The sequence below is a fragment of the Pseudomonas sp. GW821-FHT11D10 genome, assembly GCF_058808435.1.
In genome coordinates, this window is record NZ_JBXARR010000003.1 from 256,522 (window position 1) to 283,196 (window position 26,675).

The window sequence follows — 26,675 nt, forward strand, 5'->3', positions numbered from 1 at the left end:
ATATTACTCATGAAAATTTACGCACTGGCAAGATACAGAACATCATGAAAAATCAATGAGCTTACAATTTTGTTCAGAGGCGCTGGTGGTACACGAAGTTGCACCGACAACTCTTCAATGGACAGGCCGCTCTGCGTTGAAAGCAACTTGATCACTTTCCACTCAATACTATTGATCGGAATTTTTACTCCATTGACCACGCAGCTTTCATCACTAACAGCAGCGTAATGACTGCTCAAGTTTAATTTCGAACTCGCAGACAGATTATCACCCTGCCCAAACACATTCGTATTTATGTCAAATCTCGTATTCGTTCTGCTTGAGGAAATAATTGTCTGCTTGAACAGACTGAGATTCTCTTCACTCATGACTTCCTGTCTGACTTTTTCAAACGCCAGCTCGAGATCATTAGAGTCGTTTTCCGAAAAGCCAATTCTTTTTCGGCATTCAAGATGCTTTTCGAGAAACTTGTTACATACCCATTCGACATAGGTGCTGATATGCGTAGTGTGCACCCCTACCGCCACATGAAAAGTCGGCTCCCCCAGGGCTATTGCACTATGCCACCAGCCACGAGGGACATATAGAAGGTCACCCGCCTCCAGAACCGTATCCAGGACAGGTATTTCAGAGCACTCGCTCTTGAATTCCCTGCTGGTTTGTCCTGGCATCGGAAGTTCGAACGTAGGTGGGTAGATCCTCCACCTTTTCCGCCCTACCAACTGAATGGCAAAAACATCATGGCAGTCCCAGTGATTTCCAAAGGCTGCCTGCGGATTGAACGCCAGGTAGCCGTTGCCCAGCGTTTCCTGATTCACCACGCCGGAAATTTCCTTACAGAGGCCATCTATGTAATGAGAGCTTTTGTGCACTCTATTTAGAATCAGCGTTGCCCCTTCCTGCATCAGTTTGTAGAATTTAGGCTTGATGATCGTCTTGCGTGGCTTTCCTACTTCGTTATAAGTAAAAACGTACTCGCTCTCCGGTATAAACGTACCATTATGGAGATTGACATCGGGGGCTTCCGGCTCGATCGCTCCAAGAATATTATCTATATCGGCGAGCGTGAAGACGTCGGTTTTAACCGCGCCCCGACGAAGGTAAAAGTTTTTTTCCTGAATATTATTCAAGAAATACTCATTCGACACTCCAAGATCAATAAGCATTCAAATCTCTCGACTGCGGCAGGATGACAATTACAGGTTAGCTGGCACTTACAACAGGAATCAGGTTTGGTAATTTCGGCAAACCAACTGCTGGACAACTTAGTATTTTCTTGTCATCCGAGTATCCCCTCATCCATAGATTCATCCGTTCCGAATCCAGCTCGACAGTTCCGTTCTCATTTATTTTCCCGACGGAGTTTCTGTCATCTGAAAGCATCACAGTACATTTCTGTATCGTTCCATCTGCACGTATCGCGAGAGAGTTGGGACGCGACGCATAACAAACGTAAATACCGTTATCAGACTTACTGACGGTTTTGTCATTCAACAGCTCATTCAGCTCTGCAATCGTTGTGAGTCTTTCGCTTTTTGACAGCAAAACTCCTGACGTATCGTTCGGACCGCCCAGGTTTTCAATGGTCTTCAGAAATACCTTGAATCTCGAATCAGACAAGAATGTCTGCTTTATTTCTTCAGCCAGTCGTTTTACAGACGAGACGTTTTCTTTGGTGAGATGAACCCTGAGAGTAACGTTGAAATCCAGGGCTGAATCTTTCAATGACAAGAGGTTTGACCATATCCTGGTAAACGTGCCAGCGCCTGAGGCAAGCTTTCTGGTCTTGTCGTGGCCCGCCTCAAATCCGTCCAGCGAGATCTGATAGTTCCGCTGATTCAAGCCACACAGTTTTTCTGCCAGATCGAGTGTCAGGAGATATCCGTTGGTGGTCAGAGCCCCGCTGAAATTCACACCGGCCTGATCACAAGCTTTTTTTGCGAATTCACTTAATCCGAGAACCAGATCTTTCGCTGCAAGCGGCTCGCCACCAAACCACTGGAGATGGAGATTATCCAGCTTTGGCAACCGCCTGCCGATGAGATTCCTTATTCCTTCCTGAGTCTTTTCATCCATTCGCCCTATCAGAAAATCCTCATAACAGTAGGTGCACCTAAAGTTACACTGCTCGGTAGGATAAAGAATGAGCTCCAGGCTTTTCGGATTGAGTGTTGCCAGAATATTTTTATCTAGATCCATCTAACTTACTCATCATTCTATTTATGTGAGTGGAGTACCAGACTGGTACTCCACGTTTATCACATCAATCAACCATCCTGGTCATCACCGCAACTCGAGTTAACAGGTGGCGAACCGCAACCACCGTTCACCGGAGTATCTCCGCACTTGGCATTGACCGAACCACCGTTACAGCCAATGTTGACTTCCCAGCCACCGGCAACGGCATCCAGTACTTCCAAGTCTGTAATTTCATACGATCCATACTCGTCAAACTCGACGAGTTCAGTACCACTGGCTTTATTTTCCACGGCTATTCCTTGCTTTCTTAATGTTGCGGGCACGCTTAAATTTGACTAAACACGCCCATTTATTCGTGAAAACAGTTTCACGAAAACTTAGATAGAGGTAAATTTCGCGCACAGGCATGCCGACTCACAGCGTGTCACTGGAATCGATATGCGTGTGTTAGTTAAATGTTTGGAGAGGAAGTCATAGCCAATCCCTAGCTAATAGAAGTACCGTTCAAAGACGGCTGGTCCGAGGCGCGGGATCATAATTGCGTTACAAGCCGAACGCAATACCAGCCGATAGTAATTATTACTATTTTTTTCAATAACTAGGCACCCATCTCGCGCACCATAAAAAAGACCTAGCAAAGGCTTCTGACCTTTAGCAAGTGCATTCTTTGCAAAATCAAAAAACTTACACTTTACTTTACACTTTCACTTACTAATCGATAACTAACGGATCCGCTCTTTTAACCTTGCGGGCTATTCGGGCGTCCCATGGCTGTTATGTCACCTGAACCTTGTAGCTTCGATTGCAATTGGCCGCTGGCCATCACCGTGACGTCGCCCGATCCCTTTGAAAGGATCGAAACCTTGTCCGCCGACATTTGTGTCGTGTTTACATCACCCGACCCATGAGTCTGAATCGACAACTCCTTGACCTTGCCATCAGCCGAAATATCTCCGGCACCATAGATGTTCAAAGCAAGCCGCTCCTGATCCACGCCCATCACTTTTACATCACCACTGCTCTTGACCATGATGTCAGGGACTTTCCTGACTCCGATCCTGACCAACGCACAAGGAAGAGTCTTGCTTTCTGTTCGTACATTGATGACCAGAGACCTCTCGGTCGAATCCGTCGATAACGGAGTGCTCCCACACTTGAGTTTGAGCGGCGAACTCAATTCGTGGCTGAGTATCAGGTCGCCCTCCGCGAAGTCCGCTTTTATCGAGTCGATGAACGCCTGACTTTCGCCCACGATCTCGAAAACAGGATGTTCAGATTTGAAGACTTCGACATCCACAATGGTGGCTACGGTCAAGGACGTTGCGCCCTGCAACAGGCGGGCATCCAGGATTCTGGAATGGCTCGCTGCAGGCCTTTTTTTTGTAATTGCCGACGCCGGCGCTCCATTTTCAGCAACCGACTGCTCCTTTTCGAATGAAGCCGTCGAATTTGCCTTGGCTGAATCGCTTTTGTCTTGATGTTTCATTCCCATATGGCCTAGTTCCAGCAGGCAGCCCAACAGGAAGACAGCCAAAACCACTTTGCGGTGCGCAGATCTCACACAAGTCATCCTTTAGTTCCGTGCTCATCTATAGCCGCAGGGTCGCCATAGTCGCCTCGATTACGAATGGCGGCGACGATAGCGGCTTTTACTTCAGACTACGAATCCTCAAACGACAGTAGACCCTGTGGGAGTGGCTCCCACAGGGTCTACTGTCTTCAGTTTCGAAATGTCGAGTTACTTGACCTGCCGTTGCGGCGCCTTGTGCACCATGGTGTAAGCGTAATCAACCCCCATGCCGTACGCGCCGCTGTGTTCCAGCACCAGATCCATCACTGCCTGATAAGTGTCTTTGTGCGCCCAGTCACGCTGGTACTCAAGCAGCACTTGCTGCCAGGTCACCGGTACTGCGCCGGCCTGAATCATCCGTTGCACCGACATGTCGTGGGCTTCTTTGGTGGTGCCGCCGGACGCGTCGGTGACGATGTACACCTCGTAGCCTTCGGCCAGGGCTTCCAGGGCCGGGAAGGTCAGGCAGACCTCGGTCCACAGCGCGGCGATGATCAGTTTCTTGCGCCCGGTGGCCTTCACCGCGTCAACCAGCGCCTTGTCTTCCCAGGAGTTCATCGAGGTGCGCTCGATCGGCTTCTGCTCAGGGTGTACCGCCAGCAGTTCCGGCCAGATGTAGCCGCTGAAGCTTTCGGTTTCGACCGAGGTGTAGATGGTCGGCACGTTGAAGATCTTGGCAGCCTTGGCCAGGCCGACGGTGTTGTTCTTCAGGGTCTGACGGTCGATCGACTGTACGCCGAAAGCCATTTGCGGCTGGTGGTCGATCAGGATCAGGGCGGAGTTGATTGGGTTCAGCAGTTCACGGATAGACATGGCGCGTTCCTTTTGATGTCGTTTCAGAGTTTCGATTGGGTAATGGGTGAGTCGAGTGGCGTGCCGTCTGCGGCGTTGTTGTCTCGGCTTGGATGTCACTTTAGGGGCTAGCCGATAAAGGGACAATTCCCTAAAATCGAGAATCATTGATTCTAAAAAAGGGACAATCATGGATCGCATCGAATGCATGCGCGCCTTCGTGGTGACGGTCGGCGAGAACGGCTTTGCAGCCGCCGCCCGGGCCATGGACGTGCCCCGCTCGAAAGTCAGCAAACAGATTCAGGCGCTGGAAGAAGCCATCGGCGTGCAGCTGCTGCAACGCACCACCCGCAGCCTGCACCTGACCGAGGCTGGTGCCGAGTATTTCGAAGCGGCGCGGGAAGTGATTGCGGCACTGGACGAGGCCGAGCAGCGAGCGCGGGACGGGGTGGGCGAATTGCGCGGGGTGTTGCGGGTCAACGCGCCGATGTCGTTCGGCCTGCGGCGCTTGGGCAAGCTGATTCCGCTTTTCCACGAACAGCACCCGAACATCGAGCTGCAACTGGTGCTCAGCGACCAGCAGGTCGATCCGGTGCGCGGCGGATTCGACGTGACGATCCGTATCGCCAGCCTGCCCGACTCGACCATGATCGCCCGGCAACTGGCGCCGGCCCCACGAATCATGGTCGCCTCCCCTGCTTACCTCGAACGCGCGGGCACGCCGCAGACCCCGCAGGATCTGCGCTCACATCAATGCTTGAACTACGGCTATCTGCAGAGTGGGGTCAGCCTGCAACTGTGCAACGGCAAGGAAACCCAGCGCGTCAACGTGACCGGGCCGTTGCACGCCAACAACGGCGACCTGCTGGCGCAAGCGGCCGAGGCCGGGATGGGCATTGCGCTGCTGCCGGACTTCATCGTCGAAGAGGCGTTGGCGGCCGGGCGACTGGTACCGGTGCTGTGCGAATGGCAAGCCCCGGCGATCACCATCAACGCGGTGTATTCATCAGCGCGGCGGGTGCCGCAAAAGACTCGGGCGTTTATCGAGTTTCTGGTGGGGCAAATGGCGCCGGAGTAGTGCCGGCTGCCGGGGCAAACTCCAATGGATTCCTGAACATGACATACACAGGCTCCAGGCCCGAATCGGCAGGGAACACCACGACATAGTCATCGAAGACCACGGTTGAGGGCTCGGTGAACGTTTCCAGCAACGGCACCGCTGCCGAGCGCAGGAACCCCAGGCGATGATCGGCGAACGTTGTCCGTGTTTGGGAACTTTCATGTCCACCCGCAGGAGCCCAGATCACAGTCAGCGGTGCAGTTCCTTCGGCCGTGAACGAGTAAGTTTGTGTGTTCTCACTCCAGACGGCCGGGCGAACTCTGACACCCGATGACGAGTCGCCCGTACTCACCGGTGAAAGGGCCACCTGGTGCAAGGTTTCGATTTCCCTGATGCCCTGGGACAAGGTTCCGGGCGGTACGGAACAGGTGCCGCTGCTCATTCTGAACGGGACATCGACCGCACCCTGCGTTTGCGCAAGGTATTGCCAATCCAGACCTTCAATCGGGAGAAGGTCCGCCAGCGGAACGCACACCCCAAACCGGCCCACCTCCGCGCGACTGCGAAACTCGAACTGCAGCACAGCGGCATACTGCCCTTGATGCGTCGGAGCACTGGAGGTGATCTGCCAGGTGAACTCCGCCACCGCCGAACGAATCGCCTTCTGCAGATCGACGCGATGGTTTTCCAACGGTGGCGACAGTGCGCCTTCAACGATGATGGCCGGACGCGCATCGGCGAAAACCAGAGGGGAAAACATCTGAGCCCCGACCTGCGCGGGCCCGAGTTGCTGCTGATTGCGCAGCCCTACAAGTTGAGTCTGTGCCGTAGACAACAGCGCTTCGGCCTCCATTTGAAGTTGCCTGAGACGCGAATTGAGGTGATTCAACTTCGCCACATAACCGTCGTAAATGGCACCGATCTGCTGCGCAAGGCTTTGCCATTGCCCTCGCTCCACGCCTGCGTACGTGACTTCGCGCTGCGCGTTGTCTCTTTTGAGTTGCACGTTCAACTGCCAGAATCGAAAGCGTTGCATGGCAAGGCGTGAATCAAATTCGCTACCTTCCAGCGCACGAATATCCAGCTCTCGTTGGGCAAGGAGCGCTTGCGTACTCAGTTGCTGGCGCAAATGGCTGATGCGCAGTTGCAGATCCGCGAGTGCCACCTGGGCGGCGCGCTCGGAAACGTCCAGATCGGCAATGAGTTTTTGTACCTCGGCCTGAGTCTGGGCAATGCGTTGTCGGGTGATCTGCGCCCAGTCCATCGGCGCCGGCGGCCATTGCGCAGGCGCAACCGCCGGGGACGCGGCCTGTCCCTTGAACGCAACCCGGCCCTGTTTCCGGTGCCAGTCTTTGACGTAATAAACGACCGAGCCACTGGAGTTCGGATTCGGATCATCCTCGGGGTGATAGAACAACAGATCCGCTCCTTTGGGATGACCTGAAATCCGGTCAAAATGATTGATCAATCGGTCGTGATCCGCTTTGGGCATATCGACGGCCCAGATCCGCTCGACCAGCGCCTGGAACTCCGGCTCGGTGTAATCGCCGAGGGTTGATTTGAGTTTCATGGTTTTTAACTTCCTTGTAGGTACGCATGACACCGGAGGGCATTCAAGCGAATGCCCTCCATCCTTGGTCACTTGCTTCAAAGTTACTCAGGTTTGAAGCCAGGTTTGTTATTGAGGGCGCGCCACTCTTTCACTTCTTTCAGGATGCCTTCGGGGCTGTCTTCACGTCCTTCCTTGGGGTAGAAGATGACGTCTGAGCGGTCGGGGTGTTCGGTGATTAGCTCGAAATGATCGACTAGTCTGTCCAGATGGACCTCTAACGCCGCCCCCTCTAACTCACTGGGAAAGTGCACGAATCCTTGTAGAAAAGATAAAAACTCGGCTTCGGTGTAGTGCTCAAATTTATCTTTAAATTTCATTTCCTTTTCTCTCCTGGTGCAGTTGTATGTGTCGCCGTGGTGTCATCACAAAAATATTGTCGATCCCATAAACTTCACCTCCGCTTATAACTTCCACATCATGATGAAGTTCAAACGTCTTTCTTCCTCCTCTCTGATCTGCAACCGGTGGGAAAGGAGCAATGCCGGCCTGCATTCGCCTTAAATTGTGATCAGAAAACTGAAAGCTGAGATCTGAATCAGCAGCCACAGCCCTCCAAAACGCCTCCCTGAACCGATGAAAATTGGCAAATTCCTTCCCTCTCAACTGATCGGCAATCTGCACAGGAATTGACGCCCCTACAGTTCTCGCCGCCTCCCCCAACCAAACTCCCGTAACCGCCTTTCCGAATCCCGTCGCAACCCCCGGATCATCCCTTCGATCCAGAAACAGAACATCCGGAGCAGGCAGCTCCATATCCCCCGGAAACCCCGGAATACTCGCACCCGCCTGCCCTTCATCGACAGCCGGAAACGTCTCGTTTGCCGGTAGGATCGGGATGAGCGGGTTGCCGGGATAAGCCGTGGGGGTCGAGGGGGAAATCGGTGTGGTGGTCGGCCCGAGGTGTTCGCTGCCCGGCGGCACCAACGGGGTCCAGGTTCCAATGCCCACTGGAGGAATCGGCCAAGGCTGGACGGCAGGTAGAACGCCACGTCGTCCGTGGGCACTTTGCGGCGCAACGATGCTGACCCGGTCGAGATTGAACGGGTTCGCGCCGACTGATGCATCATCCTGAAAGCGCAGTTCGAACTCGCGGCGTTCGCCCACCCAGGTACTTTTCGGCGCATAAGGAGCGAAGCCTTGCTCGACGCGTTTTTTGTTGACCTCATCGAACTGGCTGGTGAGTGCAGATTGCTCACCCAATGTCCGCCACAGCGCGTCGCCAAATGCGCCGAAAGACTGAATCTCACGCCCGCGCAACTGGTCGCCGATCTGACTGGGAATCGTCGCACCGACGATGCGACTGGCCGTGTTCCACCAGTCAGCCGTCGCGGGTTGCCCCTTGCCGGTTACGACGCCCGCGCCCAACGGTGGCAGGTTGAAGGACAGGTACATCGGCGCCGAACCCGGCACGCAGATGATGCAGTCCTGAATGCGCAGGTCGACGCCCTTCGGCAAGTCCTGAACAACCGGTGGCAGCAGCGCTATCCGGCCCTGACTCGGAACCTCTTTGGTGATGCTCGCATCGGGCGTGAACTGCAGGTGTCGGGCCGGTGAACCGGGGACTTCTGCGGTGTAGTTGCCCGTCAGCGGATCAAGCACCGCGTTGATGACCGGCACACTGGCGCTGATCTCATTGCCGGTGGTGACCGCAATGACGGCGGTGCCTTGCGCTACGGCCTCAGGCTTGAGCCGATAAGGCATGTCCACCGATCCGCCGGAATCGGCAATTGTGCGCAGCGCTTGCTCATCAGAAAGCCCCAGCGCCTGGGCAGGTACGGCGACGGACTGAAACAATCGTCGTCGCTGCTCCGGCGTCAGTTCTCCATTGCCCAGCGTTGGCGAATACACCAACCCGCCGATCAACACCGTGGACGGATGGGGAACCAACTTGGCGAGGGGAAGGTGTTTGACCGCTTGCCGTACACCTGCCTCGATGAATGCACCCGCTTGCTGGGCGACGAGTGCTCCGGAACGCGTCAACACCATCGCGCCGTGCGTCATCGACGACAGCGGAACGGTCAGCGTATTGGCTTGCCGGGTTCGACTTACCCGCGCATCTTCATCAGCCTGCTGCTTGAATCGAACCCGTGCTTCACGCTGCGCAGCGTATTGACGCTGAGCCTCCCAAACCGCGTCCCTGGCACGCCAGACCACGGTCTGCTCCGCGTGATGTCTGGCCACTGCTGCGGATTTTTCCCGCAGGGCGTGAATCTGCGAGCTAAGTAATCGCGCTTCATGGGCGGCGGTGTAAGCGCTCTCCCAGATCCGGTGCCCATCGTCGTGCGCTTCGCCGAACTGGCCAAGTCGTGTCACATAATCTTGGGAGGTGCGCGTCAGCGGATCATGGCCATCGAAGGATGAGGCCACCGCCATGTTCGCATTGAGGTCTGCGGATTTGCGGGCGATCAGCCCGTCGATTTCGCTTTTCTGCTTGCTGATCTGGTAGAGCTGCCAGCGCTCGCTGTGATTGGGGTCGGATAACGTGCTCGCCGCCCGAATTTCCTGCTCCAGTGCAGGTGCGAACTGCCCGGCCCTTTCGGCAAAGCGACGATCGACCTCGGCCCTGATGGCGTCATATCGCTGAACCAGCCCCGCCAAAAACTGCCTGTGCGCCAGTTGGCGGGCCTGCTCCTGAGCCTGTGCGGCGGCGGCCTGTGCCTGGTTTGCAGCTTCCTGTGCCTGAGCCGCCGCTTGGGCTTGCTCTTGCTGTTGTTTTTGCCGGTGCGCCGCCTTGGCCCGCGCCCGAGCCTTTTGTTTGCTCTTGCTGACCTTGCCGAAGCCGCCCGAAACCCCGCCACCGCCACCAAAACCACCGCCCGATCCGCCACCCGAAGCGGGCGGCCCGGTTCGGATGACGACGCTTCCCGACGTTCCATCGTTGAAATTGTTCTGTGCCATACAGTCACTCCTTGTCTGTAGGGCACAGCGTGTCGATCAAGCGGTAGTCAGGTGCGGTACATAGCTATCGCGGTGGAAATAAGGGGTTGATTGACGTTTCAGCCAATGGCCAACGGCTTGCGAATCCCCAACCGGCTGATCCACACCGCCGCCAGAATCACGCTGCCACCGAGGAACAACCGCCCGAGCTCTTCATGCTGATTCCAGATCAGCAGGTTCAGCAGCAAGCCCACCGGCACGTGCAGGTTATTCATCACCGCCAGGGTGCCGCCGTTGACCAGGCACGCGCCCTTGTTCCACCAGTACAGACCGAGCGCGGTGGAGACCAGACCAAGGAACACCAGCACGCCCCATTGCAAAGGGGCTTCGGGCAAGAAGTTGGATTTGCCGAACAACAGGAACGCCGGCAACGCCACCGCCAGTGCGCCGAGGTAGAAGAAACCGAAACGTCGGTAGTGCGGCAGATCGCTCGGGTGCTTCGCCACCAGATGTTTGTAGAGCACCTGCCCGGCGGCGTAGGTGAAGTTGGCCAGTTGCAGCAGCAAAAAGCCCATGAAGAAGTCCGGGTTGATCCGGTCATAGCGAATCACCGCCGCGCCTGCGACCGCCACCAATGCGGCGATCAGCGCCCACGGGTTGAAGCGTCGGTTGAGCGCGTCTTCGATCAACGTCACATGCAATGGCGTGAGGATGGTGAACAGCAACACTTCCGGCACCGTCAGCACACGGAAGCTCAGATACAGGCAGACGTAAGTCACGCCGAACTGCAACGCGCCGATCAGCAGCATGCCGCGCATGAACGCCGGCTCCACAGAGCGCCAGCGGGTCAGCGGAATGAACACCAGCCCGGCCAGCACCACCCGCACCAGCACCGCGAAGTAGCTGTCGACATGACCGGCCAGGTATTCGCCGATCAGACTGAAGGAAAACGCCTGGATCAGCGTGACAAAAAGTAGATAGCCCATGCTCGCCTCGATTTCGAATGGCGGCGACGATAGCGTTTTTTGCCGGCCATCGCTAAATCCCGGACAAAAAAAAGCCCGATCTCGCTAAAGCGTTCAATCGGGCTACAGCACTCAGGAGCAACAAGTGCAAAGGGAGGTTCGATGCGCGTAGAGCCTTGAAGGGGTTGCGCCAGGTCACTAGAACAATCGGCGATTATCTGGCGATTAACATATCAAGCGACCTGGGACAGTTTGGCGTTGGCCTGGTTGAGGCCTTTCTCCTGGAAGTCGCCGCCCAGGTTCATGCCTTCGGCGTGGATGAAGGTCACGTCGTGGATACCGATGAAACCCATCACCTGACGCAGGTACGGTTCCTGATGATCCGCCGGGCCGCCGGCGTAGATGCCGCCGCGAGCGGTCAGCACGTAGGCACGCTTGCCGCTGAGCAGGCCTTGCGGGCCGGTTTCGGTGTACTTGAAGGTCACGCCGGCACGCAGTACGTGGTCGAGCCAGGCTTTCAGGGTGCTCGGGATGGCGAAGTTGTACATCGGAGCGGCCATCACCAGCACGTCGGCGGCCAGCAACTCATCGGTCAATTCGTTGGAACGGTCGAGCGAGGATTGCTCGCTGTCGTTGCGCTGCTCGGCGGATTTCATCCAGCCGCCCAGCAGGTTGATGTCCAGGTGCGGTACCGGGTTCACGGCGAGGTCACGTACGGTGATCTGATCGGCCGGATGCGCCGCTTTCCACTGACTGATGAAGGTCTGGGTCAGTTGACGGGAAACCGAGTCTTGTTGGCGGGCGCTGCTTTCGATGATCAGAACGCGGGACATGTTGTGTAGCCTCCATCCGAGAATGTTGTAAGTCGATGGAGTGAAGGTTAAACAGAGTCGTATCGATGAAAAAGCGCAAATAATTGCTGCAAAGCATCGAAAAATTCGTTTAGATGCAAGCCATACCCTGTGGGAGCCCGCCCCCACAGGGCCGTGACGCTATTTCGGGGTGCAGCTCAGCTTGATGCGCAGCTTGATGATGGTCCGGGTGAACTTGGCCGTGGCGTTCTTGTGCTTGCCCGCCGCCACTTCGATATTGCGGGTGCGCGGCGCTTCCGGGCCGTTGGTGAACACCACCTTGCAGGTCGCGTCGACGTCGCCGTAGTTGTTGACCTGGATGGAGCCGATGTCGTTATCGGTGTCGAACGCGTTGTAGTCGATCTTCAGGCCGTTGAGGTCCTTTTCCACATCGATCGGGTACGCGAACGCAGTCAGCGGAAGCAGCGCCAGCAACACACAACAGAATTTTTTCATTCGGCAGTCTCCATGAGGGACCGCCAGCTTAGGACAAGAGGAGCTATTGATGAAAGCGCCCCGCGTGACCCTTGATCAATGGCGAACGTTGCAGGCCGTGGTCGACCACGGCGGATTCGCCCAGGCCGCCGAGGCCCTGCACCGCTCGCAATCGTCGGTGAGCTACACCGTCGCCCGCATGCAGGATCAGCTCGGCGTGCCGCTGTTGCGCATCGACGGTCGCAAGGCTGTGCTGACCGAAGCCGGCGGCGTGTTGCTGCGCCGCTCGCGACAACTGGTGAAACAGGCCAGCCAGCTGGAAGACCTCGCCCATCACATGGAGCAGGGTTGGGAAGCCGAAGTGCGGCTGGTGGTCGACGCTGCCTACCCGAGCGCCCGCCTCGTCCGCGCCCTGACCGCGTTCATGCCGCAAAGCCGTGGCTGCCGCGTGCGTCTGCGTGAGGAAGTGCTGTCGGGGGTCGAAGAAGTGCTGCTTGAAGGCGTGGCCGACCTGGCCATCACCGGCCTGAGCATTCCCGGTTACCTCGGCGCGGAATTGAGCGACGTGGAATTCGTCGCCGTCGCCCACCCCGAACACGCGCTGCACCGGCTGAACCGCGAGCTGAATTTCCAGGACCTGGAAACCCAGATGCAAGTGGTGATCCGCGACTCCGGCCGCCAGCAACCGCGGGACGTCGGCTGGCTCGGTGCCGAACAGCGCTGGACCGTCGGCAGCCTCGCCACCGCCGCCAATTTTGTCTCCAGCGGTCTGGGCTTCGCCTGGCTGCCACGGCACATGATCGAGCGGGAATTGAAGGAAGGCCTGCTCAAGCTGCTACCGTTGGATCAGGGCGGCAGCCGCAATCCGAGCTTCTATCTGTACTCGAACAAGGACAAACCCCTGGGCCCGGCTTCGCAGATCCTCGTCGAACTGCTGCGCACCTTCGACACTCTGCCGCTGGACGCACCGTTTGCCGCCCCCGAACAAGCCTGACACGGAGTTCACCGATGGCGTATTTCGAGCATGAAGGTTGCAACCTGCACTACGAGGAATATGGCCACGGCGATCCATTGCTGCTGGTTCACGGTCTCGGTTCCAGCACCCTGGACTGGGAAATGCAGATTCCCGCCCTGGCCGCGCATTACCGGGTGATAGTTCCGGACGTGCGCGGTCACGGCCGCTCCGACAAGCCCCGCGAGCGCTACAGCATCGCCGGGTTCAGCGCCGACATCGTCGCCCTGATCGAGCATTTGAAGCTCGGCCCGGTGCACTATGCCGGGCTGTCCATGGGCGGCATGATCGGCTTCCAGTTCGCCGTCGATCAGCCGCGGATGCTCAAGAGCCTGACCATCGTCAACAGCGCGCCCGAGGTCAAGGTGCGCAGCCGCGACGATTACTGGCAGTGGTTCAAGCGCTGGAGCCTGATGCGCCTGCTCAGCCTCGCCACCATCGGCAAAGCCCTGGGCGCCAAGCTGTTCCCCAAACCGGAGCAGGCGGATTTGCGCCAGAAGATGGCTGAACGCTGGGCAAAAAACGACAAACGTGCTTATCTCGCCAGCTTCGATGCGATTGTTGGCTGGGGGGTTCAGGAACGACTTTCCCGGGTCACCTGTCCAACCCTCGTCGTCAGCGCCGACCGGGATTACACCCCCGTTTCGCTGAAAGAAACCTATGTCAGACTGCTGCCCGATGCGCGGCTGGTGGTGATCGCCGATTCGCGCCACGCCACCCCGCTCGATCAGCCCGAACGCTTCAATCAAACGCTGCTGGAGTTTCTCGCCACAGCCGATAATCACCCTCAGGATCACTGACCCATGCTGAAAAAACTCGCCCTCGCCGCCGGCACCGTGCTGTTCGCTGCCAACCTGATGGCTGCCACTGCGGAAAAAGCGCCGCATGTACTGCTCGATACCACCAACGGTCAGATCGAACTCGAACTGGACCCGGTCAAGGCGCCGATCAGTACCAAGAATTTTCTTTCGTACGTTGACAAGGGCTTCTATACCAACACGATCTTCCACCGTGTGATCCCGGGTTTCATGGCTCAGGGCGGCGGTTTTACCCAGCAGATGGTGCAGAAACCAACTGACGCTCCGATCAAGAACGAAGCCAGCAACGGCCTGCACAACGTTCGCGGCACCCTGTCGATGGCCCGTACTTCGAACCCGGATTCGGCCACCAGCCAGTTCTTCATCAACGTCGCCGACAACGCCTTCCTCGATCCGGGCCGTGACGCCGGTTACGCGGTGTTCGCCAAAGTGGTCAAGGGCATGGACGTGGTAGACATCATCGTCAACTCCCAGACCACCACCAAACAGGGCATGCAAAACGTGCCGGTCGACCCTGTGATCATCAAGTCGGCCAAGCGCATCGACTAAGCTTTACAGGGCATATCGAGCGGTGCTGACCTGACGTCACGCCGCTCACACTGATAAAAGGAGAGCCCGTGCTCCGGGCGGTTATCTGATGCTCTATCGCCGTTTCGAACAACTGATCGACATATTCCGCGATGCCCCGACGGCATCCCCGCCGGACCGCGTTCTGCCCTTCTATACCTATTACCTGAAGCAGGTCTGGCCGAGTTTCGCCGCCCTGCTGATCGTCGGCCTGTTCGGTGCCTTGATCGAAGTGGCGCTGTTCAGTTACCTGAGCCGCATCATCGACCTCGCCCAGGGCACGCCGAACGTCGATTTCTTCAAAGTGCATGGCGCCGAACTGGCGTGGATGGCGGTGGTAGCTTTACTGCTGCGCCCCCTGTTCCTGGCGCTGCACGACATGCTGGTGCACCAGACCCTGAGCCCGAGCATGACCAGCATGATTCGCTGGCAGAACCACAGCTACGTGCTCAAGCAGAGCCTGAATTTCTTCCAGAACGACTTCGCCGGGCGCATTGCCCAGCGCATCATGCAGACCGGCAACTCGCTGCGCGATTCCGCCGTGCAAGCGGTGGATGCGTTGTGGCATGTGCTGATCTACGCGATCAGTTCGCTGGTGCTGTTCGCCGAGGCCGACTGGCGCCTGATGATCCCGCTGCTGACGTGGATCGCCGCCTACATCGGCGCGCTCTATTACTTCGTACCACGGGTCAAGGACCGCTCGGTGGAAGCCTCCGATGCGCGCTCGAAACTCATGGGCCGGATCGTCGATGGCTACACCAACATCGCCACCCTGAAGCTGTTCGCCCACACCAACTTCGAACAGCACTACGCCCGCGAGGCGATCCAGGAACAGACCGAAAAAGCCCAGATGGCGGGCCGCGTGGTCACCAGCATGGACGTGGCGATCACCACCATGAACGGCCTGCTGATCGTCGGCACCACGGCGCTGGCCCTGTGGCTGTGGACGCAGTCGCTGATCAGCGTCGGCGCGATCGCCCTGGCCACTGGCCTTGTGATCCGCATCGTCAACATGTCCGGCTGGATCATGTGGGTGGTCACCGGCATTTTCGAAAACATCGGCATGGTCCAGGACGGTCTGCAGACCATCGCGCAACCGGTCAGCGTCACCGACCGGGAGCAGGCCAAACCGCTGGCCGTGGCCCGTGGCGAAGTGCGTTTCGAGCACGTGGATTTTCACTACGGCAAGAAGAAAGGCATCATCGGCGACCTCAACCTGATCATCAAACCGGGTGAGAAAATCGGTCTGATCGGCCCGTCCGGCGCCGGCAAATCGACCTTGGTCAACCTGCTGCTGCGTCTCTACGACGTAGAGGGCGGAAGGATCCTCATCGACGGCCAGAACATCGCCGAAGTCGGCCAGGAAAGCCTGCGCGCGCGGATCGGCATGATCACCCAGGACACCTCGCTACTGCACCGCTCGATCCGCGACAACTTGCTGTACGGCAAGCCCGACGCCACCGACGCCGAGCTCTGGGAAGCGGTACGCAAGGCCCGCGCCGATGAGTTCATCCCGTTGTTGTCGGATGCCGAAGGACGCACCGGATTCGACGCGCATGTCGGCGAACGCGGGGTGAAACTGTCCGGTGGTCAGCGTCAGCGGATCGCGATTGCGCGGGTACTGCTCAAGGACGCGCCGATCCTGATCATGGACGAAGCGACCTCGGCGCTGGACTCTGAGGTTGAAGCGGCGATTCAGGAAAGCCTCGAAACCCTGATGCAGGGCAAGACCGTGATCGCCATCGCCCACCGCCTCTCGACCATTGCCCGCATGGACCGGCTGGTGGTGCTGGAGAACGGCAAGATCGCCGAAAGCGGCAACCATGCCGAACTGCTGGCGCACGGCGGATTGTATGCGCGGCTGTGGGCGCACCAGACCGGAGGGTTTGTCGGCATCGACTGATGACTGCGTCAAAACACAAAAACCGCCAGAGCCCTTTACCCACGGGCTCTGGCGGTTTTTTATCGCCTGCTGGAAATCCACAAAATCCCTGCTGTACTGATCCAAGGCTCCGGAACGGAACCTGTCGTAAATCTGCAGGGACGCACCACTCGATGCAGTCTCGATAGCACGCCTATCAAGGACTCTCTCATGTCTCTGTTCAAACGTTCAGTTACTGAGTTGTTGGGTACGTTCTGGTTGGTGTTGGGCGGTTGCGGCAGTGCGGTCATCGCCGCGTCTTCACCTTTGGGAATCGGGGTGCTGGGGGTGGCCCTGGCGTTTGGTCTGACGGTGCTGACCATGGCGTTTGCCATCGGCCACATCAGCGGCTGTCACCTCAACCCGGCCGTGTCGGTCGGACTGGTCGTCGGCGGTCGGTTCCCGGCCAAAGAACTGCCCGCCTACGTCATCGCCCAGGTGATCGGCGGGATTCTGGCAGCGGCACTGCTCTACCACATCGCCAGCGGCAAGGAAGGATTCGACATCGCTGCCGGCCTGGCCTCAAACGGTTATGGCGAGCACTCGCCGGGCAAATACTCGATGGCATCCGGCTTCGTCACCGAGCTGGTGATGACCGCCATGTTCGTGGTGATCATCCTCGGCGCCACCGACAAACGCGCCCCGGCAGGACTGGCACCGATCGCCATCGGCCTGGCCCTGACGCTGATCCACCTGATCTCGATCCCGGTCACCAACACATCGGTCAACCCGGCCCGCAGCACCGGCCCGGCGCTGATGGTCGGCGGCTGGGCCATCGCGCAGTTGTGGATGTTCTGGGTCGCGCCGCTGCTCGGTGCGGTGGTCGGCGGCGTGCTCTATCGCTGGCTGGGCAAGGAAGACAGCTGAGGGTGCCGGCGAGGATCAGGCTTGCCGATACGGCAAGGCGCTCCTCGCCTCTTCGGCATAGGCCAGTACACCGGCGCGTTCCTGGTGCAGGAAGTCTTTGACCGCGGCTTTCAAACCGGGATGGCGCAGGTAATGCCAGGAATGGGTGATCACCGGTTCGAAGCCGCGAATCAGCTTGTGCTCGCCTTGGGCACCGGCATCGAAACGTTGAAATCCATTGGCAATCGCATAGTCCATGCCCTGATAGAAACAGGTCTCGAAATGCAGCCGGTCGAACTCGGCCAGGCATCCCCAGTAACGCCCGTAAAAGCTGTCGCCGCCCACCAGGCTGAACGCCATCGCCACCGGCCGTGAGCCCTGCCGGGCCAGGACCACGCGAATCGATTCCGGCATGCGCTCGGCCAGCAGGCTGAAGAATTCCCGGGTCAGATACGGTGCCTGCCGGCGTACCGCGTAGGTGTTGGCGTAACAGGCGTAGACAAAATCCCACTGCGCCTCGTCCAGCTCGCGGCCCTCCAGCCATTCGAACTCGAAGCCCTGCCCCGCCACTTGCTCGCGCTCCTTGCGCATCTGCTTGCGCTTGCGCGAGGCAAGCACGTCGAGGAAATCCTGAAAATCGCGGTAGCCGCGATTCTGCCAGTGGTACTGACAGCCGATGCGTTGCAGCCAGCTCGGCTGCTCGGCCATTGCAGCATCGGTGAAAGCGTCGGTGAAGTTGATGTGAGCGCTGGAGAGCTCTTCGATTTCCAGATACCCCGGCAGGCTCTTGAGCAGTTCGAATCCGTCCTCGAGATTCGCTGCCAACAACCGTGGGCCGCTGACCGGACTGAACGGCACCGCGCTCAAAAACTTGGGGTAGTAATCGATGCCGGCCCGGGCGCAGGCATCGGCCCAGCCGTGATCGAACACGTACTCGCCGTAGGAGTGCCACTTGCGATAACCGGGCAACGCCGCGATCACGCGCCCCGCTTCAACGTGCAGCAAATGCTCCGCTTGCCAGCCCGTGTGCGGGCCGACGCTGCCGCTGTCCTCCAGCGAAGCCAGAAAGGCGTGGCGCAGAAACGGCTGGTTTTGCGGGACCAGAACATCCCAGTCGGACGCTGGAATTTCCGACAGTTTATGCAGACGTTGCAGCGGCATTTTCCTCTCCACTTTCGGGCGTGAACGCCCGGCGAGTATCGCTGATCGGCCGGGCGTTGCCCACGCCCGAATGCGCGACAGCGCTCTAGATCAATAGTTCATGGCAGTTTTGTATCGTCATCAACCTGCCATCATCGTGCCACTGCTCTGTCATAAACCATCGCGATACTGGCGCCTGTTTTTAGAGCGCCGGGTTCTACCCCGGACACTGTTTTCCGACCGTCAAACCGTCGGTTGTGCCCAGGATGGTTCAGCCATCCCCTTTTCATCTTCGGAGATTGCTATGCGTCTTGCTTCCACGAAAACTGCGGCGGCCCTGTGCGGTGGCCTGTTGCTGGCCATGAGTGTACCGGCCAGTGCCGCAGTCGACGCCAAACTGCTCGACATGCTCAAGGCTAACGGTTCGATTTCCCAGGCGCAGTACGTTGAACTGCAAACTGAACTGGCCAAGGATCAGAAGGCCCAGCAAATCGCGCAGCAGGCGCAGCAAGAGACCAACGAGCAAATCGCGGCGACCGCGAAGAAAACCAACGAACTCAGCAGTTTCGACCAGAAACTGGCCTGGGCCGCCAAGACCCAGTTCAAGGGCGACGTGCGTATCCGTCAGGAAACCATCAAGATCGATGGCGAGCCGAACAACGGCGGCCGCGACAAGGATCGCCAGCGCATCCGTGCCCGTCTGGGTGCGTACACCGAGATCAACCCGCAAGTCGACACCGGCATCCGTATCGCCACCGGCGGCGGCGACGACGCCCGTTCGACCAACCAGGATCAGGACAACTACTTCGACAAGAAGCAGATCTGGCTCGACCTGGGCTACATCGACTACCACCCGGACCAGATCAAGAACCTGCACATCATCGGCGGCAAGATGCTGCAACCGTGGGTGAGCATGGGCGATGTGATCTGGGACAGCGACATCAACCCGGAAGGTCTGGCTGTTACCTACAAATATCCATTGGGCAGCAGCGTCGAACTGTTCGGCAGCCTGGGTAATTACAACCTCAAGGACAACGTCGACGGCGACGGCGTGCAGTTCCGTCACGACCTGCGCCTGACCGCCGGCCAGCTGGGCAGCCGCTTCACCATTACCGACAACCTCAAACTGACCCTGGGCGGCAGCGTCTACGCCTACCAGAACGACGAAGACAGCCGTTGCACCGGAACCTCTACGCCGTGCGCCCTGGCCGTCAACGGCAACTCGGCGAACAACGAATTCCGTCTGTACGAAGGTTTCAGCCAGGTCGACATCGGCGGCCTGCCAATGCCGCTGTCGTTCTACGGTCAGTACGTGAAGAACAACGATGCAGTGACCGATCAGGACACCGCGTGGCTGGTGGGTGCCAAGTCGAAAGTCTTCGGCCTGAACCTCGACTACAACTATCGTGACGTGCAGCGCAACGCTGTGGTCGGCGCCTTCACCGATTCGGACTTCGCCAACGGCACCACCGGTTCCCGTGGCCACAAGTTCAAGGTCGGTTACGACATCGACAAGAACTTCGCCATCGGTGCGACTTACTTCCTGACCAAGGCCGACTTCTCCAGCCGTACCCGGCGTGATGCAGACACCAACACCCTGCAGCTGGATGCGGAAGCGAAGTTCTAAGCAACCCGGCAACAGACTTCAAACGATGGGTTGTACATCCGGTTCCATCGTTTGAAGAGTCTTCAACAGACTGGCGCGGCCGCAGCGATCCCCATCATCCGTTCGCTGCGGCCGCGCCAGTCTGTGTTTTCAGGATCGATCCTTGCGCCGCAGCTGTGCCAGCTGCTCGGCCAACGCGTCCACGCCCTCTTCAGGCTTTTGCGGCATCGCCCGCAACGTCGCCTGCATCAAACGCATCTGGCGAATGAAACGCCGGCAATTGCGGCAGAACATCAGGTGATGACGCACCATCAGCTTCTCGCGAAAGCTCAGCTGGCCATCAAGATAATCGCTGGATCGCGCCACTTGCTCCTTGCACGTCAACATTCGCCGGTCTCCTCAAAATGCTCCACGGTCGCGAAGACCTTCAAGCGTGCCCGATGCAGCAGCACGCGGACATTGGAGAGCGAGATCTCCAGAAGATTACAGATCTCCTCCAGCTCCAGCCCCTGGCGTTCGCGCAGCAACAGCACGCTGCTTTGCAGTTCCGACAGGCTCAACAATGTGTGCTCGAGGCATTCACGCAGCTCGCCTTCCGTCAGCAACGCTTCGGGCGTGTCCTGGTGCCAGGCGAACGGTGCGACCAGCCAGTGGCCGTCGCCGGGGGAAAAACGATCGTCGTCGATGGTGCCGTGGGGGGACGGCAGATCATCCAGCAACACTTCGCGACGATTGAGTTTGTAGCGGCTCTTGGCCGAGTTGGCGGTGATGGTCAGCAGCCAGGTCTTGAGGCTGGAGCGCCCCTCGAAACGGCCGATATTGCGCACCACCGACAGCCAGGCATCCTGCACCACTTCTTCGACATGGCGCTGGCCGACAATCGCGTAGGCCACTGCGCGCATGGGGCTTTGATAGGTGCTGACCAGTTCCTTGAAGGCTTTCTGTTCGCCTGCCAACAACCGCTCGAGCAGTTGTGTGTCGTCAACCGCCATCCATCAATCCCCTTTTTCCCGCCTCAAAAATGATTGCGGCAGGAGGACGCTTCAAGCGTCGTCCTGCCGCAGTCTCCGAAAATCACAGCGTTCTCGCTGATTCGGATGTAGGAAAGATTAGCGCGATTAAGAGGACATGAACGGGTCCACTCAACGTTTACGCAGAATCACGCTACCAATGGAGTAACCGGCACCGAACGAACTCAGCACTGCCAGCGAACCGGCCGCCAGATCGTCCTGGTATTTGTGGAACGCGATCACGGAACCGGCGGAGCTGGTGTTGGCGTAGGTGTCGAGAATCACCGGGGCTTCTTCTTCGGTGGCTTCGCGGCCCAGCAGCTTGCGCACGATCAGGTGGTTCATGCTCAGGTTGGCCTGGTGCAGCCAGAAGCGCTTCACGTCACCGACGTTGAGCTTGTTCTCTTCCAGGTGTTCGCCGATCAACTCGGCCACCATCGGGCAGACGTCCTTGAACACCTTGCGGCCTTCCTGCACGAACAGTTTGTCGCGGGCACCGATGCCCTCTTCCGCTGCGCGGTTGAGGAAGCCGAAGTTGTTGCGGATGTTGTTGGAGAACTTGGTCAGCAGTTTGGTGCTGACCACGTCGAACTGGTGTTTCGACGTCGCCGTATCGGCACGCTCGATGACGACGGCGGTAGCGGCGTCACCGAAGATGAAGTGGCTGTCACGGTCACGGAAGTTCAGGTGACCGGTGCAGACTTCCGGGTTGACCATCAGGATCGCCCGGGCCTGGCCCAGTTGCACGGTGTTGGCCGCTTGCTGGATGCCGAAGGTCGCCGACGAGCAGGCAACGTTCATGTCGAAACCGAAACCCTGGATGCCCAGCGCTTCCTGGACTTCGATGGCGATGGCCGGGTAGGCGCGCTGCAGGTTGGAGCAGGCAACGATCACACCGTCGATGTCAGCGGCGGTCTTGCCGGCGCGCTGCAGGGCTTGTTCGGCAGCGCCGATGGCCATCTGGCAGAGCACCGACCATTCGTCGTTGGAACGCTCCGGCAGGCGTGGCGCCATGCGCGCAGGGTCGAGGATGCCGTCCTTGTCCATGACAAAGCGGCTCTTGATGCCGGAAGCTTTTTCGATGAACGCGGCGCTGGACTCGGTCAGGGCCTGGACTTCGCCACTGGCGATGGCTTCGGCGTTGTCCGCATTGAACTGGGCGACGTAGGTATTGAAAGACTGCACCAGCTCTTCGTTGGAGATGCTGTTGGCCGGGGTATACAGGCCGGTGCCGCTGATGACGACGTTATGCATGGTCGTTTCTCTAATCTGTTCAGGCAGAAAGTGCTGGCACCGACGTGCCAACACGCAAAGGGTCCATTCCCGTATAAGGGACGCAAAAACCTGGCATCGCTTTATTCCGACCTCGCCCGCGGTTGAGAAGGCTCAAAACCGCGGGGCCGGCGTTTATAGGCGCGAAGTTTGCCATAAACCTTGGCTTTTGGCGCCTTTTGCAGGATCGGAGGTCAGGCCTCGACCTGCGTCCACTGTTTGTTCAGCCGCTTGTCGGAGATCGGCACTTTCGTCCCCAACTGCTGGGCGAACAGCGAAACGCGATACTCCTCCAGCCACCAGCGATAAAGCTCGAGCTGCGGATCGCGTTTGCCTTCCTGGGCATGTTTGGCGGCGCGGGTCTGGTATTGCGTCCAGAGCCCGGCGAGCTCGCCGCTCCACACCCGATCCTTCTGCACCTGCGCACCCAGCTTCTCGAAACGCTGCTCGACGGCCTTCAGATAGCGCGGCAACTCCTTGAGCCAGAGCATCGGCGTTTCCCGGACGAAGCCCGGATACACCAGATGACTGAGCTGCTGCTTGATGTCGTTCAACGCCACCGCCTGAGCCAGGTCGATCTTGCCCTTGAAGCGTTTTTGCAGGCCGTGCCAGAGCTTGAGGATTTCCAGGGTCAGACGCGCCACGCGCTCGGCGTGCTCGGTCCAGCTGCCACGCTTGCGCTCGGCCAGTGCCGCCAGCCCTGCGCCGTCACGCGGCAACGGGTCTTCGCCGTCGAGAATGCAGCTGTCGAGGCTGGCCAGCAGAATGTCTTCTACCAGCGCATCGACGCGACCCAGTTCGCGGTACAGCAGGCCCATTTCGGTCAGGCCCGGCAACTTGCCGCGCAGGAACTTGGCCGGTTCGGCCAGTTGCTGCATCAGCAGTCGCTGCAAGGCGCGGCGGTGCTGGAACTCGGCTTCGGCGGGGGTCGAGAAGCGACCTTCCTTGACCGTGCCGCCCTCTTCCACCAGCGCCGGATAAACCGTCATCGACAGCCCGGCGATCTTCTGCTGAGTCTTTTCCGCCACCGGGGCGAAGACCTTGGCCTCCACCGGCTGTTGGCTTTTCGCACTCTGCGGTACGGCCAACGCAGCCTGGCTGGCTTCGGCGAAACGTGCGGTCAGTTCTGCCAGATCCCGTCCTTCGCCGAGGAACTTGCCTTGGCCGTCGACGATTTCCAGGTTCATCCGCAGGTGGCTTTCAACCTGCTGCGCCGCTTCCGCCCATGCCTCGTCGCTGACCCGCGCACCGGTCATGCGCAGCAGTTCGCGGCCCAACGCTTGCGGCAACGAACCTTCGGCAAAGGTCATGCGTTGCAGCGCGGCCTTGATGAAGTCCGGCACCGGCACGAAGTTCTTGCGCAGGGCCTTGGGCAGGTTGCGCACCAGCGCAATGCACTTGGCCTCGATCAGCCCCGGCACCAGCCATTCCAGGCGCTCCGGCGGCAGCATCGGCAACAGCGGCGCCGGCACACGCAGGGTCACACCGTCGCGCGGGTGATTCGGTTCGAAGTGGTAACTCAGGGCCAGTTCCAGATCGCCGATGTGCAGCGTGTCCGGGTAATGCTGGGCGGTGACTTCACTGGCTTCGCGAGCCAGCACGTCTTCCTCGCGCATGATCAGCAGCTGCGGGTCTTTCTGGCTGTTGACGCGGTACCAGCTGTCGAACGTCGCGGTCTGGTGAATTTCCGCCGGCAGTCGCGCATCGTAGAACGCGTAAAGGGTTTCCTCGTCGGCCAGAATGTCCCGGCGACGGGCCTTGGCCTCCAGTTCGTCGAGCTGTTCGAGCAATTGCTTGTTGGTGGTCAGGCACTTGGCCCGGGACTGAATCTCACCCCGCACCAGGCCTTCGCGAATGAACAGCTCGCGCGATACCACCGGATCCACCGGGCCGTAATGCACCGGTCGACGACCGACCACGATCAGGCCGAACAGGGTGATCTGTTCGAACGCAACGACCTGGCCGCGTTTCTTCTCCCAGTGCGGTTCGAAGTGGTTCTTCTTGATCAGGTGCCCGGCCAGCGGTTCGATCCAGTCGGCGTCGATCTTCGCCACCATCCGCGCGTAGAGCTTGGTGGTTTCTACCAGTTCGGCGGTCATCACCCACTGCGGGCGTTTCTTGCCGATACCCGACGACGGGTGAATCCAGAACCGCCGCTGACGGGCGCCAAGGTAATCGCCGTCCTCGGTTTTCTGGCCGATCTGGCTGAGCAGGCCGACCAGCACCGCTTTGTGCAGCTTCGGATAATCCGCCGGCTCTTTGTTCAGGCTCAGTTGCAAGTCGCGGCAGATCAAACTCAACTGACGGTGGGAGTCGCGCCACTCGCGCAACCGCAGGTAGTTGAGGAAATTCTTCCGGCACCAGTTGCGCAGCGGGCTCGCCGTCAGCGCCTGGCGCTGCTCTTCAAAACCGCGCCACAGATTGACAAGTCCGGCGAAGTCGGAGTCGGCGTCCTTCCACTGGGCGTGAGCCTGGTCGGCAGCTTGCTGACGCTCCGGCGGACGCTCGCGCGGGTCCTGAATCGACATGGCGCTGGCGACGATCAGCACTTCCTGCAGGCTGCCGAGTTTCGCCGCTTCGAGCAGCATGCGGCCCATGCGCGGGTCCACCGGCAGGCGCGCCAGCTGACGGCCGAGCGGCGTGAGCTGACTATTGCGGTCCACCGCCGAGAGTTCTTGCAGCAGGTTGAAACCGTCGCTGATCGCCTTGCCGTCCGGCGGCTCGATAAACGGGAAATCGGTGATCTCACCGAGGCGCAGATGGAGCATCTGCAAAATCACCGCCGCGAGGTTGGTGCGCAGGATTTCCGGGTCGGTAAATTCCGGACGACCGAGGAAATCCTCTTCGCTGTACAAGCGCACGCAAATGCCCGGCTCGACCCGGCCGCAGCGACCTTTACGCTGGTTGGCGCTGGCCTGGGAAATCGCTTCGATCGGCAACCGCTGGACCTTGGCGCGGTAGCTGTAGCGGCTGATGCGCGCGGTGCCGCTGTCGATCACGTAACGGATGCCCGGCACGGTCAGCGAGGTTTCGGCAACGTTGGTCGCCAGCACCACACGACGGCCCGGATGGGACTGGAAAATCCGCTGCTGCTCGGCCGGCGACAGGCGCGCGTACAACGGCAGGATTTCGGTGTGTTTGAGCTGGGCCTTGCGCAGCATGTCGGCAGCGTCGCGGATCTCGCGCTCACCCGGCAGGAACACCAGCACATCGCCGGGACTGCGGCGTTCGCTGCGTTCATAGGCGGCGATTTCGTCGAGGGTGGCGAGGATCGCCTGATCGACGGTCAGGTCGTCTTCGACGCGGTTGCCCTCTTCGTCCTGCTCAAGCGTCAGCGGGCGATACCAGGTTTCCACCGGGAAGGTGCGGCCGGACACTTCGACAATCGGTGCATCGTCGAAATGCTTGGAGAAGCGCTCCAGATCGATGGTCGCCGAAGTGATGATGACTTTCAGGTCCGGACGACGCGGCAGCAGGGTTTTCAGGTAACCGAGCAGGAAGTCGATGTTGAGGCTGCGTTCGTGGGCTTCGTCGACGATGATCGTGTCGTAGCGTTCGAGGTAGCGGTCGTTCTGGGTTTCCGCCAGCAGAATGCCGTCGGTCATCAGTTTGATCAGGGTGTTGGAATCGCTCTGATCCTCGAAACGCACCTGATAGCCGACCAGTGCGCCCAGCGGTGTACCGAGTTCTTCAGCGACCCGGCTGGCCACGCTGCGCGCCGCAATTCGACGAGGCTGGGTGTGGCCGATCAGACCATGCTGGCCGCGACCAATCTCCAGACAGATTTTCGGCAACTGGGTGGTTTTACCCGAGCCGGTTTCGCCGGCGATGATCAGCACCTGGTGCTTTTCCAGGGCCTTCTTGATTTCGTCACGCTTGGCTGCAATCGGCAGGCTGTCGTCGTAACGGATCACCGGCAGGCTGACCTTGCGCGCCAGCACCTGCTCGCAGGACGCCTGCATCCGCGCTACCCACTGGGCCAGCTTGGCCTCGTCGGGTTTCTTGCGCAGCTCAAGCAACTGCCGCCGCAGCCGGTGGCGGTCGGCGAGCATGGCGTGATCGAGGTTTTTCAGCAGTTTGTCGATGGAGGGCGATTCGTCGGTCATCGGGTACGCAATTCGG

The 26,675-nt window shown here is 59.0% G+C and carries 23 protein-coding genes; 7 read left to right on the top strand and 16 right to left on the bottom strand.

The window, feature by feature from the left end; genetic code table 11:
- Positions 1 to 17: 17 nt before the first annotated feature.
- The 5 genes from AC1RT4_RS11325 to AC1RT4_RS11345 all read right to left on the bottom strand — a co-directional run bounded on the left by AC1RT4_RS11325 (position 18) and on the right by AC1RT4_RS11345 (position 4,582).
- A complete protein-coding gene (locus tag AC1RT4_RS11325) occupies positions 18 to 1,166 on the bottom strand; it encodes a JmjC domain-containing protein (protein ID WP_493085400.1) in 1,149 nt (382 codons plus the stop codon).
- Between the two features lie 37 nt (positions 1,167 to 1,203).
- Positions 1,204 to 2,199 carry a radical SAM protein gene (locus AC1RT4_RS11330; protein ID WP_493085401.1) on the bottom strand — a complete coding sequence of 332 codons (996 nt, stop codon included), beginning with the start codon at positions 2,197 to 2,199 and terminating at the stop codon, positions 1,204 to 1,206.
- A gap of 68 nt (positions 2,200 to 2,267) precedes the next feature.
- On the bottom strand, positions 2,268 to 2,489 hold the full coding sequence (locus tag AC1RT4_RS11335; protein ID WP_410237583.1) for a hypothetical protein: 222 nt from the start codon (positions 2,487 to 2,489) through the stop codon (positions 2,268 to 2,270).
- Between the two features lie 449 nt (positions 2,490 to 2,938).
- Entirely contained in the window at positions 2,939 to 3,760 is an 822-nt protein-coding gene (locus AC1RT4_RS11340) for a GIN domain-containing protein (protein WP_493085402.1), read from the bottom strand.
- 177 nt (positions 3,761 to 3,937) lie between these two features.
- Complete coding sequence (locus tag AC1RT4_RS11345) at positions 3,938 to 4,582, bottom strand: hydrolase (RefSeq protein ID WP_493085403.1); 645 nt, start codon at positions 4,580 to 4,582, stop codon at positions 3,938 to 3,940.
- A gap of 169 nt (positions 4,583 to 4,751) precedes the next feature.
- Here AC1RT4_RS11345 and AC1RT4_RS11350 point away from each other — a divergent pair, with 169 nt between their 5' ends.
- Entirely contained in the window at positions 4,752 to 5,639 is an 888-nt protein-coding gene (locus AC1RT4_RS11350; protein ID WP_493085404.1) for a LysR family transcriptional regulator, read from the top strand.
- Here AC1RT4_RS11350 and AC1RT4_RS11355 read toward each other — a convergent pair.
- From AC1RT4_RS11355 to AC1RT4_RS11380, 6 genes are all read right to left on the bottom strand, one after another.
- Positions 5,602 to 7,191, bottom strand: a complete 1,590-nt coding sequence (locus tag AC1RT4_RS11355; RefSeq protein WP_493085405.1) for an S-type pyocin domain-containing protein — start codon at positions 7,189 to 7,191, stop codon at positions 5,602 to 5,604. The genes AC1RT4_RS11350 and AC1RT4_RS11355 overlap by 38 nt on opposite strands.
- A gap of 83 nt (positions 7,192 to 7,274) precedes the next feature.
- On the bottom strand, positions 7,275 to 7,550 hold the full coding sequence (locus AC1RT4_RS11360) for a bacteriocin immunity protein (RefSeq protein ID WP_273902222.1): 276 nt from the start codon (positions 7,548 to 7,550) through the stop codon (positions 7,275 to 7,277).
- The gene (locus AC1RT4_RS11365) at positions 7,540 to 10,131 is read right to left on the bottom strand and encodes a pyocin-S2/colicin E7-DNase domain-containing protein (protein WP_493085406.1); all 2,592 of its coding nucleotides are present in this window, start codon (positions 10,129 to 10,131) and stop codon (positions 7,540 to 7,542) included. The genes AC1RT4_RS11360 and AC1RT4_RS11365 overlap by 11 nt, the downstream gene beginning before the upstream one ends.
- A 98-nt stretch (positions 10,132 to 10,229) precedes the next feature.
- Positions 10,230 to 11,096, bottom strand: coding sequence for a carboxylate/amino acid/amine transporter (locus AC1RT4_RS11370; protein ID WP_493085407.1), 867 nt, complete (start codon positions 11,094 to 11,096; stop codon positions 10,230 to 10,232).
- A 212-nt stretch (positions 11,097 to 11,308) separates the two neighbouring features.
- A complete protein-coding gene (locus AC1RT4_RS11375) occupies positions 11,309 to 11,908 on the bottom strand; it encodes an FMN-dependent NADH-azoreductase (protein ID WP_007956545.1) in 600 nt (199 codons plus the stop codon).
- 159 nt (positions 11,909 to 12,067) lie between these two features.
- Positions 12,068 to 12,382, bottom strand: coding sequence for a hypothetical protein (locus AC1RT4_RS11380; protein ID WP_011332961.1), 315 nt, complete (start codon positions 12,380 to 12,382; stop codon positions 12,068 to 12,070).
- Positions 12,383 to 12,431: 49 nt separating this feature from the next.
- On the opposite strand from AC1RT4_RS11380, the gene AC1RT4_RS11385 reads away from it, so the two are divergent.
- The 5 genes from AC1RT4_RS11385 to aqpZ all read left to right on the top strand — a co-directional run bounded on the left by AC1RT4_RS11385 (position 12,432) and on the right by aqpZ (position 17,546).
- Positions 12,432 to 13,355, top strand: coding sequence for a PA3225 family LysR-type transcriptional regulator (locus AC1RT4_RS11385; RefSeq protein ID WP_007956543.1), 924 nt, complete (start codon positions 12,432 to 12,434; stop codon positions 13,353 to 13,355).
- 14 nt (positions 13,356 to 13,369) lie between these two features.
- Positions 13,370 to 14,173: an alpha/beta fold hydrolase gene (locus tag AC1RT4_RS11390; RefSeq protein WP_262161366.1), complete on the top strand. Its 804-nt coding sequence runs from the start codon at positions 13,370 to 13,372 to the stop codon at positions 14,171 to 14,173.
- A gap of 3 nt (positions 14,174 to 14,176) precedes the next feature.
- Positions 14,177 to 14,740: a peptidylprolyl isomerase gene (locus tag AC1RT4_RS11395; RefSeq protein WP_493085408.1), complete on the top strand. Its 564-nt coding sequence runs from the start codon at positions 14,177 to 14,179 to the stop codon at positions 14,738 to 14,740.
- Between the two features lie 88 nt (positions 14,741 to 14,828).
- Positions 14,829 to 16,661: an ABC transporter ATP-binding protein gene (locus tag AC1RT4_RS11400; protein WP_493085409.1), complete on the top strand. Its 1,833-nt coding sequence runs from the start codon at positions 14,829 to 14,831 to the stop codon at positions 16,659 to 16,661.
- A gap of 189 nt (positions 16,662 to 16,850) precedes the next feature.
- Positions 16,851 to 17,546 (top strand): aquaporin Z, encoded by a 696-nt coding sequence (gene aqpZ, locus AC1RT4_RS11405; RefSeq protein ID WP_064383176.1) that lies wholly within the window; start codon positions 16,851 to 16,853, stop codon positions 17,544 to 17,546.
- 15 nt (positions 17,547 to 17,561) lie between these two features.
- Here the strand turns inward: aqpZ and AC1RT4_RS11410 are convergent, their stop codons facing one another.
- Positions 17,562 to 18,686 carry a GNAT family N-acetyltransferase gene (locus AC1RT4_RS11410; protein WP_493085410.1) on the bottom strand — a complete coding sequence of 375 codons (1,125 nt, stop codon included), beginning with the start codon at positions 18,684 to 18,686 and terminating at the stop codon, positions 17,562 to 17,564.
- Positions 18,687 to 18,969: 283 nt separating this feature from the next.
- Between AC1RT4_RS11410 and AC1RT4_RS11415 the strand changes: the two genes are divergently transcribed.
- Positions 18,970 to 20,292: a putative porin gene (locus AC1RT4_RS11415; protein ID WP_493085411.1), complete on the top strand. Its 1,323-nt coding sequence runs from the start codon at positions 18,970 to 18,972 to the stop codon at positions 20,290 to 20,292.
- A gap of 129 nt (positions 20,293 to 20,421) precedes the next feature.
- On the opposite strand, the gene AC1RT4_RS11420 is transcribed toward AC1RT4_RS11415, so the two are convergent.
- The 4 genes from AC1RT4_RS11420 to hrpA all read right to left on the bottom strand — a co-directional run bounded on the left by AC1RT4_RS11420 (position 20,422) and on the right by hrpA (position 26,659).
- Positions 20,422 to 20,658: an anti-sigma factor family protein gene (locus AC1RT4_RS11420; protein ID WP_007956536.1), complete on the bottom strand. Its 237-nt coding sequence runs from the start codon at positions 20,656 to 20,658 to the stop codon at positions 20,422 to 20,424.
- The gene (locus AC1RT4_RS11425) at positions 20,652 to 21,263 is read right to left on the bottom strand and encodes an RNA polymerase sigma factor (protein ID WP_230736075.1); all 612 of its coding nucleotides are present in this window, start codon (positions 21,261 to 21,263) and stop codon (positions 20,652 to 20,654) included. Before AC1RT4_RS11425 ends, AC1RT4_RS11420 begins: the two co-directional genes overlap by 7 nt.
- A gap of 150 nt (positions 21,264 to 21,413) precedes the next feature.
- Positions 21,414 to 22,535, bottom strand: coding sequence for a beta-ketoacyl-ACP synthase III (locus AC1RT4_RS11430; protein WP_115076920.1), 1,122 nt, complete (start codon positions 22,533 to 22,535; stop codon positions 21,414 to 21,416).
- A gap of 212 nt (positions 22,536 to 22,747) precedes the next feature.
- Positions 22,748 to 26,659, bottom strand: a complete 3,912-nt coding sequence (hrpA, locus tag AC1RT4_RS11435; RefSeq protein ID WP_493085412.1) for an ATP-dependent RNA helicase HrpA — start codon at positions 26,657 to 26,659, stop codon at positions 22,748 to 22,750.
- Between the last annotated feature and the right edge of the window lie 16 nt (positions 26,660 to 26,675).

Excerpts from the sequence above, each read along its gene's own strand:
- AC1RT4_RS11365 (WP_493085406.1), bottom strand. The coding sequence starts at position 10,131 with ATGGCACAGAACAATTTCAACGATGGAACGTCGGGAAGCGTCGTCATC.
- AC1RT4_RS11330 (WP_493085401.1), bottom strand. The coding sequence starts at position 2,199 with ATGGATCTAGATAAAAATATTCTGGCAACACTCAATCCGAAAAGCCTG.
- AC1RT4_RS11430 (WP_115076920.1), bottom strand. The coding sequence starts at position 22,535 with ATGCATAACGTCGTCATCAGCGGCACCGGCCTGTATACCCCGGCCAAC.
- AC1RT4_RS11415 (WP_493085411.1), top strand. The coding sequence starts at position 18,970 with ATGCGTCTTGCTTCCACGAAAACTGCGGCGGCCCTGTGCGGTGGCCTG.
- AC1RT4_RS11360 (WP_273902222.1), bottom strand. The coding sequence starts at position 7,550 with ATGAAATTTAAAGATAAATTTGAGCACTACACCGAAGCCGAGTTTTTA.
- AC1RT4_RS11325 (WP_493085400.1), bottom strand. The coding sequence starts at position 1,166 with ATGCTTATTGATCTTGGAGTGTCGAATGAGTATTTCTTGAATAATATT.
- AC1RT4_RS11370 (WP_493085407.1), bottom strand. The coding sequence starts at position 11,096 with ATGGGCTATCTACTTTTTGTCACGCTGATCCAGGCGTTTTCCTTCAGT.
- aqpZ (WP_064383176.1), top strand. The coding sequence starts at position 16,851 with ATGTCTCTGTTCAAACGTTCAGTTACTGAGTTGTTGGGTACGTTCTGG.
- AC1RT4_RS11400 (WP_493085409.1), top strand. The coding sequence starts at position 14,829 with ATGCTCTATCGCCGTTTCGAACAACTGATCGACATATTCCGCGATGCC.
- AC1RT4_RS11410 (WP_493085410.1), bottom strand. The coding sequence starts at position 18,686 with ATGCCGCTGCAACGTCTGCATAAACTGTCGGAAATTCCAGCGTCCGAC.
- AC1RT4_RS11420 (WP_007956536.1), bottom strand. The coding sequence starts at position 20,658 with ATGTTGACGTGCAAGGAGCAAGTGGCGCGATCCAGCGATTATCTTGAT.
- AC1RT4_RS11425 (WP_230736075.1), bottom strand. The coding sequence starts at position 21,263 with ATGGCGGTTGACGACACACAACTGCTCGAGCGGTTGTTGGCAGGCGAA.
- AC1RT4_RS11385 (WP_007956543.1), top strand. The coding sequence starts at position 12,432 with ATGAAAGCGCCCCGCGTGACCCTTGATCAATGGCGAACGTTGCAGGCC.
- AC1RT4_RS11350 (WP_493085404.1), top strand. The coding sequence starts at position 4,752 with ATGGATCGCATCGAATGCATGCGCGCCTTCGTGGTGACGGTCGGCGAG.
- AC1RT4_RS11380 (WP_011332961.1), bottom strand. The coding sequence starts at position 12,382 with ATGAAAAAATTCTGTTGTGTGTTGCTGGCGCTGCTTCCGCTGACTGCG.
- AC1RT4_RS11375 (WP_007956545.1), bottom strand. The coding sequence starts at position 11,908 with ATGTCCCGCGTTCTGATCATCGAAAGCAGCGCCCGCCAACAAGACTCG.
- hrpA (WP_493085412.1), bottom strand. The coding sequence starts at position 26,659 with ATGACCGACGAATCGCCCTCCATCGACAAACTGCTGAAAAACCTCGAT.
- AC1RT4_RS11345 (WP_493085403.1), bottom strand. The coding sequence starts at position 4,582 with ATGTCTATCCGTGAACTGCTGAACCCAATCAACTCCGCCCTGATCCTG.
- AC1RT4_RS11395 (WP_493085408.1), top strand. The coding sequence starts at position 14,177 with ATGCTGAAAAAACTCGCCCTCGCCGCCGGCACCGTGCTGTTCGCTGCC.
- AC1RT4_RS11390 (WP_262161366.1), top strand. The coding sequence starts at position 13,370 with ATGGCGTATTTCGAGCATGAAGGTTGCAACCTGCACTACGAGGAATAT.
- AC1RT4_RS11355 (WP_493085405.1), bottom strand. The coding sequence starts at position 7,191 with ATGAAACTCAAATCAACCCTCGGCGATTACACCGAGCCGGAGTTCCAG.